The organism is Vibrio sp. YT-17, from assembly GCF_033337375.1.
Classification (GTDB): Bacteria; Pseudomonadota; Gammaproteobacteria; order Enterobacterales; family Vibrionaceae; genus Vibrio; species Vibrio alginolyticus.
Genome location: NZ_JAWOQP010000035.1, coordinates 25,643 through 38,062 on the forward strand (window position 1 = coordinate 25,643; position 12,420 = coordinate 38,062).

Annotated in this window: 9 protein-coding genes; 4 read left to right on the top strand and 5 right to left on the bottom strand. The window is 42.9% G+C overall.

The annotated features are described in order from the left end of the window. Positions 1-55 precede the first annotated feature (55 nt). Positions 56-1,690, bottom strand: a complete 1,635-nt coding sequence (locus tag R7F67_RS22340; protein ID WP_005376365.1) for an ATP-dependent endonuclease — start codon at positions 1,688-1,690, stop codon at positions 56-58. 268 nt (positions 1,691-1,958) lie between these two features. On the opposite strand from R7F67_RS22340, the gene R7F67_RS22345 reads away from it, so the two are divergent. The 3 genes from R7F67_RS22345 (at position 1,959) to R7F67_RS22355 (ending at position 5,814) form a co-directional block, all read left to right on the top strand. Further along, positions 1,959-3,701: a bifunctional metallophosphatase/5'-nucleotidase gene (locus R7F67_RS22345; protein ID WP_262636846.1), complete on the top strand. Its 1,743-nt coding sequence runs from the start codon at positions 1,959-1,961 to the stop codon at positions 3,699-3,701. Between the two features lie 622 nt (positions 3,702-4,323). Beyond that, on the top strand, positions 4,324-5,343 hold the full coding sequence (locus R7F67_RS22350; RefSeq protein WP_062730983.1) for a TerC/Alx family metal homeostasis membrane protein: 1,020 nt from the start codon (positions 4,324-4,326) through the stop codon (positions 5,341-5,343). 279 nt (positions 5,344-5,622) lie between these two features. Further along, entirely contained in the window at positions 5,623-5,814 is a 192-nt protein-coding gene (locus tag R7F67_RS22355) for a hypothetical protein (protein WP_005376351.1), read from the top strand. 185 nt (positions 5,815-5,999) lie between these two features. Here the strand turns inward: R7F67_RS22355 and R7F67_RS22360 are convergent, their stop codons facing one another. From R7F67_RS22360 to R7F67_RS22375, 4 genes are all read right to left on the bottom strand, one after another. Beyond that, positions 6,000-6,557, bottom strand: coding sequence for a PhnA domain-containing protein (locus R7F67_RS22360; RefSeq protein ID WP_005376350.1), 558 nt, complete (start codon positions 6,555-6,557; stop codon positions 6,000-6,002). A 289-nt stretch (positions 6,558-6,846) separates the two neighbouring features. Then, positions 6,847-7,056, bottom strand: a complete 210-nt coding sequence (locus R7F67_RS22365; RefSeq protein WP_005376349.1) for a YgdI/YgdR family lipoprotein — start codon at positions 7,054-7,056, stop codon at positions 6,847-6,849. Positions 7,057-7,192: 136 nt separating this feature from the next. Continuing rightward, the gene (locus R7F67_RS22370; RefSeq protein ID WP_005376348.1) at positions 7,193-9,601 is read right to left on the bottom strand and encodes a VolA/Pla-1 family phospholipase; all 2,409 of its coding nucleotides are present in this window, start codon (positions 9,599-9,601) and stop codon (positions 7,193-7,195) included. Between the two features lie 20 nt (positions 9,602-9,621). After that, positions 9,622-10,857: an outer membrane protein transport protein gene (locus tag R7F67_RS22375; RefSeq protein WP_318057384.1), complete on the bottom strand. Its 1,236-nt coding sequence runs from the start codon at positions 10,855-10,857 to the stop codon at positions 9,622-9,624. A gap of 422 nt (positions 10,858-11,279) precedes the next feature. Here R7F67_RS22375 and R7F67_RS22380 point away from each other — a divergent pair, with 422 nt between their 5' ends. Beyond that, a complete protein-coding gene (locus R7F67_RS22380; RefSeq protein WP_318057386.1) occupies positions 11,280-12,308 on the top strand; it encodes a site-2 protease family protein in 1,029 nt (342 codons plus the stop codon). Positions 12,309-12,420: the final 112 nt, after the last annotated feature.

Sequence of the window (12,420 nt, forward strand, 5' to 3'; positions counted from 1 at the left end):
TGGTGTGCTTTTTTTGTATTACAAGACAATACGCTGAGTGTAAAATACGCCTAACTCATGTATTGCCGTTGGCCATGGTAACAACGCGTTTAAGTGTCCAGCGCAGAAGAACAGGAATACACTCCATGCCTTTCTCTTCACAATGAGAAACAATAGCCAAAGCTAAGTCCGGTTTTGCATGTTTTTTCAAAACACGATTTACGACTTTTTTAGCAGGGATAGGGTGGTCATGAGGAACTTTGATGATGTCCTTAAAGAAAAGTTCAAACCCATTGTTGTACAGAAAGTGCTCGATGTCTCGGTCGGGTAATTCCGTAAGTCGATGCCTTTGCTGATCATGGTCGAGCTGTGCTCGTACTGCATGCGCGTACTTTTTCCCTGCTGGGTCGCCATCGGTAACGACATGCCAATCAATACCAAACTCTTTTGCTACTTTGATGAGTGATTTTAGACCTGATTGAGCAAACTCAACGATTTGAACCCCTTCGGCAGCCAAGTCATACCCGCATTGACGAGCCAGTTCATGAAAAAGCCAAACTTCGGTTTCGCCCTCAACAAGTAACCAGCACCGCGCAAATAATGCTCCTGAACGATGAAAACGAATATGGAAACCAATTCGGCGCAACTCATCTCGACCAAACTTTGTTGAGTTTAAACTCTTAGCGATGGTTCTGTCTGATAGCCGAATTAAACGTCGAATTGAATACAGTGGAACAGAACCGAGTAACGTGCCACTGTTGGTGGTTAATATCTTTTGCATTGGCAATAATTGCAATAAGGACCACGCTCTCGCTAGATGAGTTGGATGCAGTCGACCTTCTGGATCTTCAATGATCAGTATTGGTCTCGCACAGCGCCTTAAATCAGTGGGGCCCTTAGCTTGAAGATAGGCATTGAGTAACCCCATTAAGAGCAAGCGGCTTTGTTTGTCATTGGTTTCTTTCAAGAACTGACTCAAGCCTTTATCAGAGGAAGGGCTTGTATAGAAAAGACCATCACGAGGTTTGCGTGGGTTGCCTTTACTGACACTTCTGAACGCGAAATAGTGTTCAACAAGCGTTTGCATTGAGTCGAGGCTACTACGAATCTCACCTTTATTCACATGGCCAGGCATAGCCAATAAGCGTCGACAGGTGTTGTTGATTCGTTTTTCAATCCGAGCATTTTTACCATCGCCGTTGACATGGTTTAAATCTGGGAAGCGTCGGGAGTCACGTAGTCGGATTACAGGGTGAAGTGTCATTAACTCAATAGCGAGTTTCTCTGAGTGGTGAAGTTTTTTGGGTTTGCCGTTATGATCCAAAAACGCGTACTTTGTATTAATGCCGTGCTCATCGCGAGACGCACTAATACGATAGTAAATGACTTGCTCACCATCTTCGTTGGTGCACCATGTAGGCTTTATGCGTCTGTAGCGTCCCGCTTTTACTTCGTTTTTATCCTGTGCTTTAAAACAAACAATGATCTGTAAGTGTTGTGTTTGTGGATGAGAAATTGAGTAGTCAACGTGAAAATCTTTCAGTTTGAATTGATACAATGAGCCATTGGCAGGTAGTGCGATGGAAAGGGCATCGAGCAATGATGATTTGCCCCACGTGTTTTCACCGATAAGCGTGGTGAGTTCGTCAAAAGAGAGTGAAAGGCGTTTGATGCCTCTAAACCCGGAGATTTCGATGCGTTCTAGTCTCATCTCAATCCTCCTTGCAATTATTTGAATTATCGAGAGTTATTTTGCTACTCCTAAGCATATATGAATTCGGAATTTTTGAGTTAAGCTCAGTTCACAAAATTACGAGAGCCTCTTACTGAATAGAGACCGTTACAAGCGAGGCTTGCTTTCAAAGCTGGGGGACAGCATCGTGATCACTTAAACATGAAATCCTAAATCGCAGTTTCATAAAATTCATGATTCTGTCATGATTCACTTCTTATTATTATAAGGAATGAAAAAAGAGAAGATGAAGATGAATAACAATCATAAGCCAGTGAGAATCAAACTGGCACACATCAATGACACACATTCCTACTTTGAACCAACGTCATTACAGTTAAAGCTTAAGATAAACAATGAACTCACGCTAGAACCCTATGTCAGTGCTGGCGGCTTTTCTCGTATCGCAACCAGAGTCGAGCAGTTAAGAGATGATGCTCAGCGCCAAGGTCATGGAATGTTGTTCCTCCATGCCGGAGATTGCTTCCAAGGCACGCTGTATTTCTCACTATTTAAAGGCAAAGCCAATGCCGACTTATTGAACGCATTAAAGATTGATGCAATGGCGTTAGGTAACCATGAATTAGATATGGGGAATGAGCCAGTTGCATTGTTTTGCCAACGTACTCAGTTCCCATTGCTTGCTGGCAACTGGGATTTATCCAATGAATCACTTAAAAAACCTCACCGTATCAGTGATTGTAAGGATGTATTTAGTTACCAACCGGATACACAGAGCGCTCAATACATTGTTAAAGAATTCCATGGTGAGCGGGTCGCGATTTTCGGATTATCCATAGATAAAATGAGCGACATCGCAAACCCTGATGCAGACACGCCTTTTCACTCAGCAATTGAAACCGCCAAGGCGACCGTAAAACAAATCCATTCATCAGGTATAAAAAATATTATTCTTCTGAGCCACTTAGGTTATGAAGGTGATTTAGAGTTAGCTGAGCAAGTCGCAGGTATTGGTATAATTGTTGGTGGACACAGCCACCGGTTGCAAGGTGATTTTTCATCAATAGGGTTAGGACAAGACGATCCCTACGGTATCAAAATTAATGATACCTATGTGGTGCAAGCGGGTTTCCATGCTTTGACAATGGGGCACTGCGTCATTGAGTTTGATGAACACGGTAAAGCAACGATGTTGAGTGGACAAAATGAACTGTTGCTTGGTCGACGTATTTTTTGGGACTCGACGCTAAACCAACAGCTCGACCAAGGTGTATTCGAAACCGCGTGCGACTTCATCCATGGTCAACCGAATGTCGTGGTTTGTAAGAAACACCCGGAAACTCAAGCGATCCTGAGCGATAAATATATTCCTCAGGTCAGGCAGTTACAGTCACAAGTCATTGCTAGTGTTGACACCAAAAAGCGTCATGTGAGAATTCCCGATGAATTTGGTGAGAGTGAGTTGGCTTCCTCCGTTGCCCGATCATTTCTGCACTGTTTAAACAAACGTGGATATGACGTTCAATTTGCAATTCATAATGCGGGTGGCGTGCGAACCTCTTTGAACCCTGGCAACATTACAGTGGCAGACATTGCCGGACGGCTGTTGCCTTTTGCCGTTCCTATCGGCTTTTACGATGTAAAAGGCAGCGCTATTCGCCGTGCACTTGAAGGCGCGATAAATAATGCACTCAACAATGGCGTAGAAGGCACTGGATCTGGCAGTTATCCGTACACTTACAATTTAAACTTCGAGTACCACGCAGATGCCCCAAAAGGTGAAAGAGTTCAATCATTAGTGATTTTTGATGGCAAACAATGGGTTGGTGTTCAAGATGATGTTTGGTATCGAGGGACTTCTTCTGCCTATACGATGAAAGGGAAAGAGGGGTACGACGCATTGCAGGAGATGAAAGGAGAAGGGCGTGTGACCAGTTTGTCCATGGCTGATTGTTTTATTGAACTCCTGACCGATGAGCCAAACTGTTTGAATCAAAGTCACAAACTTTACACAAAGCGACGTCGATAATAGATACTGGTATTGATTTTGCTGCTCTCCACTTACTACATGGGTTGATGAGGATGGCAGTATGTGGAATAAAGATTGGGCAGATACGGCAGTCGTGGTTGCCTGGATCGCAATTTGGTCAACACTGGTCTACTTTGTGCCTCTAAGCGGCTTTTGAATTGCTAAGAATGTGGATGTTACAAAAGGGAGCAGTAATGCTCCTTTTTTGTATCTATCTTCCCCGTTAGGGCTCTAACCAATGAAGAGTTTGTCTTGATCCATTTGCTGCTTTTTGTCTGTTTACTAAAGTTCAGGTGGTTGAATCCATTTCTTTCTTTTTATAGTGCTTCCTGATTTTTGATAAGAATTTTATTTCGATAAGACAAGGTTTTTTTGTTGGAAAGCCTGACGCTCGGCGTTATTATGTCGGCGTTTGGGGAGTAGTTAGCGCAAGTTTACTTATCGTCATCTCGTTAAGCATCAGCTTATCCGGTAAGTAAAGGTGTTACGTGGTTCATTCACGTTAACACTTCAACGAGACCAACGCATTCATTGACTAGCAGCACATAATCGTTATGTGGCTGTTGGTTGTTATTGTCTGCGGAAGGTCACCAAACGAAGTCCTTCCGCCATGGGAGGAAATATGTCTCTTATCGAAAATACCACCCAATTGAGCCAATCGGTGCCTCTTCAAGAATCATTAGCGATGTATGGTGCTTTTGGTTTATTTACCCTTGTTCTTGTTACGCTTGATATCTATCAAACACGTGGTGGCGTTATCACGATGAAAAAAGCCATCGTTTGGAGTGTTTTTTGGTTCTTGCTTGCCTTTGTTTTTGCAGGTTCTATTTATTTATTCTGGGACTTTTACGCGCCACATAGCGCTTATACGAACGACAAAGCAACGATTTCATTCTTAACTGGTTATTTACTAGAGAAGTCGCTAAGCGTGGATAACTTGTTTGTGTTTGCCATCATCTTTGCACAATACAGTGTGCCGGAGCATTTGCGTCCGAGAGCATTGCTTTGGGGGGTGATAGGTGCGCTAGTTTTACGCGCTGTCATGATTGCGGTTGGTGCTCAGTTACTTTCACAGTATCACTGGGTATTGTACTTATTTGCTGCTTTCCTTATTTGGACGGGTGTTAAGCTAGCTCGCGACAAAGGCGAAGCAGAAGAGGTTAATCCATATCCGGAGCAGTTGATTCGAAAGGTATTGCCAGTTACAGATGACTACCAAGGAAATCGCTTAATCTTAAAGCAAGCTGGTAAGTGGGTGGCAACACCGATGCTGATCGTTGTTGGTGTCATTGCAGTAATGGACGTTATGTTTGCGTTGGATTCTATACCAGCTATATTCGCGGTAACACGAGAGCCATTTTTAGTCTTAGCCGCGAACGTATTTGCATTACTGGGTTTGCGATCGCTGTACTTTGTTCTTCAAGCAATGTTAGACAAGTTTGTATACTTAAAACCAGCATTATCAGTAATCATGATGTTTATCGGGGTAAAAATGCTATTGGTTGGAACAGAATATGAGATTCCGACAGCATGGTCTCTCACATTTTTAGTTGTTGTGATGACATCGGCAGTGGTTGCATCACTCCTAAAAAATAAAGCGAAGCGTCAAACTAGCGTTAATATTACTAATCAAAAAATATAAAGTAAGCACTAAAATCAAAAGAAATAACGAAAAATATTGTTAAATATATGTTGTTGCTTAAGGGGCGATTATGCAGGTAATGTTCAGTTATTCAATGTAATTACAGCAATTGTGATTATTTATGCCGTTATTATTCATTTGTATTTTTGAGTTTTGTAATGAGTTTGTTTTATTAGAAATTCTAATTTGAATGGGTAAAATTTGTCATTTCTTAAACAATAAGAAACTGACTAATATACAACCAACTAAACAGACTACTGCTTTTAAAGAGAGGCAATCATGGCACAAGCAATGCAAATGACAAATGTAGCTTTACCAACCTCTATGGATAAGAAAACCTACGCGGTTAACTTCAAAGGACTGATTGCTCACTTACTGGACATTCTATTTGTAGATAACACTGCGCCACGCAGTTACTACGCAGAAGACTTGTCAGCACATATTCAAAAAGACATCGGTATGTACCGTTAATATTGAAATAGTGTAAGAAATACCGGCCTATGAGCCGGTATTTTTTTATTTGTAAAACATGCCTACTCAACCTACGCCCTAGAAAAGAAACACTCTAGAGGAGGTAGACATGAGAGTAGATTAGGTGTTGTATAGAAAAACGGGGCACCATTGGTGCCCCGTTTTGACATGACTGAAGTGCGATATTACTTCTTGCGGCAGTATTCTGCGATCACGTACATCGACTGACCACCATTTGCCTTACCCGAAACTAGCTTTGGATCATCGCCAAGGCTAATGCCACGAATCACTGTACCTTGTTTGATTACTTGGTTAGTGCCTTTTACTGGTAGGTCTTTAATTACTGTTACATCGTCACCTTTCTTAAGTTCAGTGCCGTTACAGTCAACCGTTTTATCGTCAGCAGACATCCCTTTCATTGCCCAGTTCATTTGCTCTTCTTCCATGTACATCATGTCAAGAGCATCTTGAGCCCAGCTTTCTGTGTTTAGGCGAGTGAGTTGGCGCCATGCAGTCACTTGTACAGCAGGAACCTGGCTCCACATACTTTCGTTTAGACAACGCCAGTGGTTAATGTCTTTTGGCTCATCGATCTCACCCAGACACTTATCACAAACCATAATGGCAGTATCAACCGTCACATTACCGTGAGGTGGGACAGCGTATGCAGTTAGTTGAGATTCAGAAGAACACAGTTCACATTTTGACTCGCAGCGCGCAAGCAGAGTAGCTTCAATAGACATAAGGACTCACCTTAGTAATGTTATTTTGTGGCGGTATTATCCACTTTATCCTGAGAAATAAAAGGGTGTTAGCGAATTAAAGACTAGATTTTACAATACTCCAACCTGATTAAGGTGAAGATGTAAAATATTCGCTAAATAAATAATACGGAAGTATAAAAGACACTATTAATTGTTTTGGCTTATGAATTGGTTGTGTCAATTTCTACAACGATTACAAGCCTAAAAGAGGTAAATGTAGAGCGAGGGTGGCTAGAACATAGCCCTCTAATTTACAGAGGGCCTGTCGTTAACGTTCGACAATCTGGACAATTTGCTCTTTTGAAATGCTCATTTCTTTACCATCCATGTCTTCATACTCGTACATACCCGTTTCCTCGTTCAGGTCTGGTTTACCGTAAGAGGTAATAATTTTCCCTTCATTTGTCGACATCAGATATTGGCTACTTCCGCATGCAGCAAGAAGTAATACAGTGGCAATAACAGTCAATACGCGCATAGAGTTTTCCTTTTAAACAAGTGAGTTAGGCAAAGACATCGATTTAACTATAGCAGAGGAAATATGAGTGGGTTTGAATACAATTGAAATGAAAAAGCCCAGTAGAAACTGGGCTTTGGTAGGAAGGGTGTTGCGATTACTTCAAAACAGAAGTGTTAGTGACACCTGTTAGTGCGTCATCCATTAAGAAGTCAGTGTTTTCCATCTGCATCTCTACATGATGATCAATATCAGACAAAGTGCCATTTGGCGAAGCAAAAGTACTGTGCGATGCAGTAGCATTAAACTGTACAAAGCTCGCAGTTGCATTCACAGTAGTGTCCGTACTGTTCACAGTCTTCAACCCTAGCTTATTAGCAAGCGGTTCAGTACCCGCGAATGGTGCATTTGGAACGCTGTTTGGTACTGTGCTATCGCCATCCACTTCTGTCATAAAGAATGGTGTCGTTAGCGAGCCAGATGCCACTAAATCTGAAGCGTTTGTGAACGGATCGACAGTGTCTAGTGTAGTCTGTGCTGCATAGATAAATTGTGAGAAACCTGCTTCTAGCGCTGCTACTTGAGCTTCCGTTGCCGCAGCCTCAAAAGCTTCGTAACATGTTTTATCTTCTAGATCCGCACATGATGCATCAGCGTAATTCGCATAGTCTTTTGATGCTGCATAAGCGAGGTTATGTTTGATCTGAGGGCCGTAATTGTCTGAACCCAGTAACAAATTACCAATTTGTCCACCAGAGTTCTGTACTGATGCAGAACTAAAGGTGTACAGCGCATCCGCAGAAGGGCTGCCCAATGTATTGTTTGCTGCTGCGACGGCAGATGTAGCTACAATACCGCCAAGTGAATGACCTAGCATTTTGACTTTTGAACCCGTCATTGGGTTGAAGCCTTGCAGAGGACCTCCAGCTAAAAGACCGCCTTGAGCAGATACTACCAAGCTAGCGCGCAAACCTAACACATCCAGAACACTTTGACGTAGGTTGTCACGCGCAACGGCTAAGTTGGAAAGATTTAGATAAGCCAGTACATTCGCATTTGCGGAACGTTGTTCATCTAAGCTGCGCGTACCATGAATAGGTAAGTCAATAGCGATAACTGCCACACCAGCTTTTACCATATTGAACGCGAACGCGTACGCATTCTCTTTCGCTGAGGTGATGCCGTGTTGATAAATCACAACGTCTGTCGCGACGCCAGATTTAGGTGTGAAGACCAGTACTTCGACATCTTCAACCGATTTCACTACGGGAACAGGCGAGTAGCGAGTAATAATACGCTCACTATCAAGCTGGGTACCATCGGTAAGAGTAAGCTTAGCTCCAACAAGTTTTAGCTGCTCTGTAGGATCTGTAGCAAGCTTTGTCACATCAACAGGATCATTTGCAAAAACGCCTGTTGATAGCTGCTGAACCATGTTTGCTTGCTCGTTCGGATCCGCTAATGCTGCGCTTAGCTTCGCTAGGCTTGGCATCGCAGATACCATTGGTTGCATGTTCCAGCTTGCGCCTTTTTCCAAGTAATGAGGCAGTCTTACCACACCTTGTGTCACGCTTACATCGGCACCTGATTGCATGTAAAGGCCTTTAATTGCCGTTTTAGCTGCGTCTAGATCGCTAATGTATTTACTAAAGTCATCGTCAGAGTCTAGCGCAGTGCTAAAGTCTTGGGTTTCACCGAGCGTTATTGTGTAGGCCGTTGATAAGTCTACTGAACCTTCGTTTGAGTCATTTTTGTAAACGGTATTTAGTGTGTTTGCGCCAGTAGAAAAACCAGTAGCGGTTACTCCTTTGACTGCCGCTAACGTATCACCTACAGACTGGGTACTGAACCATGAGGAGTAAACGATGTCGTTAGGATTAACTTGAGCTAGACCAAAAATGCCTTCAACCGCCTGAGTGACTGCTTGAACAGAAGCAAGGTCGCCAGTTTCATAAACGATTTCTTTCGATTTACCAGTCGCATAACTTGCTGATGTACCAATTGGCTCACCATTCACGTCAGTAACATCTTGTGTAACCGCAAAAATGTACTCGCTTGACTCATCAAGTGCAGCCAAGAACTGGATGTATAGAGAGCTACCTTTTGCTTGAACTACGTAGTCCTGATTCTGAACGAGTACCTCTTCGATTGGGTTAGATTTACCGTCCCACTCGGTTAAGCGTTGGTTAATCTTGATGACTTTAACACCAGACGACAGCATGCCCGTTGCAAAACCGTCGCCGTTGAAGTTAAGAACGATTGGCATAGACGTTGACCATCCATCCATCGTGTTCATTGAGGCTCTAGGGTTGGTTAAAGCATCATCGCCATCAGTTGGCAGACCAAGCGTACCATCGCTTGTGTCCATTAATAAGTAAGACGGTGCCGGTACATCTGCGTTCGCTCCTTGAAGCGTAAAACTGATGGATGTTTCGCGATCAAGCAATGCTTGGACTTCATCTTCAAATTGAACTTTGTCGGAAGTACCAGAGCTGGAGGTATCATCACCACAACCAGCAAGAAGGATTGCAGAACAAAGCATTGATAATTTAAACGTGTGTTTCATTGGTTTACTCCGTAATCCCATTATTTGAAGGTGTAGTTCATCTGTACCGCGCTGATGTAAGCAGTACCTTCTGAGTCAAACTTAATCTCTTCACCCAGAGCATTTGTCTCAGTGAAAGAGCCTGATTTACTCTTAACAAGTGCAAAGCTTGCATCGAAAGTTAAATTCTCACTCATTGCGTAAGTTAGGCCCGCGCTGTACCAAAAACGGTCACTGTCAGGGATACTCAATGTCGCTTCACCTGCTTGTTCGTCGTACGCAAAGCCTGCACGGAATGTCCAGTCTGTATTAAGTATGTAAGTTGCACCAATGGAGTAGCGATTGTTGTCTTCATATTTCTCAGGTTTAAAGAAACATACTCCGTCATTACATTCGTTACTGGTCGCTTTTAGTTCTTTAAATGTGCTCCAGTCGGTTTGTTGCCAGCCGTAATGTACAGCCCATTGTTCATTCAGTTGATGGAAAGCCGATAATTCGATAATTGAAGGGAGAGAGATTTTTAAACGGCCATCAACTTTTGGTGATGAAGCTCGACCAGAGTCGTAACTACTAAACTCACCGTCATCAAAATCTAGATCAACCTTAGAGCGGTAGCCAAAGCCAAAACGGTTGTTTTCATTTAGCTCAAATAAAGCGCCGACATTCCAACCCCAAGCGAAAGTTTCGCCTTCCATGCCGACAAGGTTATCGGACTTATTACCACCTAAAATACCGGCGAGTGCGCCTTTGTGACGAGTCAGCTCTGCTTCAGCGTATACGAGGTTGATACCACCACCGACACTGAAAGACTCGTTGATACGGTAAGCGACATTGGGGTTGATGTTTACTGAAAGTAGGGAAGTGTCACCCGCCATATCACCTGCGGAAATATCATTTGGATAGTCGGTAGCAACACCGTATGTTGTGAACATACCGATACCCCAAGCCCAGTTATCATTGATAGGGCTGATGTAATAACCTGCTGGCACGATCTGTAAAGGAGCGACATCTTTCGCGTGTTCATTGTTTACAGTGTCGTACACATCGACTTCAGGGTCGATGATAGATAACGCGCCCGAAAATTGAGCTTCTTTGAAAAGTGTCATTGCTGCAGGGTTACGGGCAAGGACGCTGGCATTATCTGCGACAGCCCCTTCACCTGAAAATGCTCGACCAAGACCAGATGCCGAATGTTCAGCTACCTGGAAGCCCGCTGAGTGGGCATTACACGCAAACAATATTGAAATTGTAAGCAGAGAGCAGTGCTTCTTGTTCATCCTTGACCCTCCTAGGGTGTCATAATGCTGGACCGAAGTCCTTGTAATTGTTGTGTGGTACTTACACCAATTGTTAATACGCGAAATACAACGGTGATGTAAATGTAATGTTAATTGTATGTTTAATAACTTGTCAAAGTTTGAGCGTATTTTGCGTTTTAAATATGATGCATAGGTCAAACGATGGCTTGTAAGGGCATGTATTATCGTTATATTTTTGAAGAGAATGGTACGACCAGAATTGTTTTGCGAGCTTTATAGTTAAATAACGATCAAATCAAGAGATAGCTCGCTTTGCGGTTTCTTCACTTCACAGGCATAATTCGCGCTCGCTATGTAGTTATTCAATAGACGCAATAGGAACCGCATTGGAATTACTGAATGTTGAATTTTTAGGTCGTTCGCTAAGGCTCGAAGGATCGATGGCTGGGTGGCAGCAGTTATATTGGGATAATACGTTGGTGTCTCAAATCGATGCCAGTGACAATACCGCAGAGACTTGTCTACACCAGTTTAAGCTCTCTGCGGGTGAGGAAATCCTGAACTGTCATTTGGAGTGTTCTTTAACATGGCAACCGTTTGAATTGAGTTACAAGGTCACAATTAACGGTGAGCTCATCAATGAAGGTTGTCGAAATGAAAAAGACATCGAGCGCCAAGTGCCAGAAGTTACGCCACCATCCGAAAAGCGTTTAAGTGTAATAGGCCTCGTATCTCTTGGGATGAAAGCACTTAAAAGTGCGAAAGTTATTAAAGTGGCGTTAGCGTCTGCAAGTCTCGCTGCATATTCTTGGCTATTTTCCATCGAGTTCGCGCTAGCGTTGATCGCTTGTTTGGTTTTTCATGAATATGGTCACATTAGAGCGATGAAGTATTTTGGAATGAAGACCAAAGGAATCTATTTGATTCCATTCCTAGGTGGTTTGGCGCTAAGTGACGAAAAGATAAACACGCGCTGGCAGGATGTGGTTATCTCAATCATGGGACCATTTTTCGGTTTAGTACTTAGTGTTGTTTTTACTTTGCTTTATTGGATGACTGGTGAGGTGATCTTCGCTGGGCTTGCTGTGTTTAACGCCTTGCTAAACCTATTTAATCTGCTGCCTATTTTACCATTAGATGGTGGCCATGTGCTCAAAAGTATTATCTTCTCAATGAATACTTGGGTCGGGTTAGTTGGCAGTATTGCGACCGCTTTATTAGGCATTTTTATCAGTTACTATTTCGGTCTGACATTGCTAGGATTTTTATTGTTAATGGGAATGTTAGAAGTGGTGATGGAATGGAGAGCTCGACATCAAAGCCATTTATTGCCATTAACCCGTTATGGGCAGCTATTCTCACTGGCTTGGTACTTGGTCTCTGTCGGAGGTTTTGTTTCTATCATCTGGTATTTTGCCACTCTCGGAGATAGTTTGTTAAGTTTGCCGCTACAGATATTGGGCACTTGATTAGAATCATTAAAAAGCTCCCTAGGGAGCTTTTTGTTTTCAGCCCTAAACCACCTACTTCAGTAGGTGGTTATCATCCGTTTCGGCTTTGCCTGTAAAACTACTCATGTTA

What these genes read in the sequence shown, in the direction of transcription:
- R7F67_RS22360 (WP_005376350.1), bottom strand. Translation starts at nt 6,557, where the DNA reads ATGTCTATTGAAGCTACTCTGCTTGCGCGCTGCGAGTCAAAATGTGAA.
- R7F67_RS22370 (WP_005376348.1), bottom strand. Translation starts at nt 9,601, where the DNA reads ATGAAACACACGTTTAAATTATCAATGCTTTGTTCTGCAATCCTTCTT.
- R7F67_RS22345 (WP_262636846.1), top strand. Translation starts at nt 1,959, where the DNA reads ATGAAGATGAATAACAATCATAAGCCAGTGAGAATCAAACTGGCACAC.
- R7F67_RS22375 (WP_318057384.1), bottom strand. Translation starts at nt 10,857, where the DNA reads ATGAACAAGAAGCACTGCTCTCTGCTTACAATTTCAATATTGTTTGCG.
- R7F67_RS22380 (WP_318057386.1), top strand. Translation starts at nt 11,280, where the DNA reads ATGGCTGGGTGGCAGCAGTTATATTGGGATAATACGTTGGTGTCTCAA.
- R7F67_RS22350 (WP_062730983.1), top strand. Translation starts at nt 4,324, where the DNA reads ATGTCTCTTATCGAAAATACCACCCAATTGAGCCAATCGGTGCCTCTT.
- R7F67_RS22340 (WP_005376365.1), bottom strand. Translation starts at nt 1,690, where the DNA reads ATGAGACTAGAACGCATCGAAATCTCCGGGTTTAGAGGCATCAAACGC.
- R7F67_RS22365 (WP_005376349.1), bottom strand. Translation starts at nt 7,056, where the DNA reads ATGCGCGTATTGACTGTTATTGCCACTGTATTACTTCTTGCTGCATGC.
- R7F67_RS22355 (WP_005376351.1), top strand. Translation starts at nt 5,623, where the DNA reads ATGGCACAAGCAATGCAAATGACAAATGTAGCTTTACCAACCTCTATG.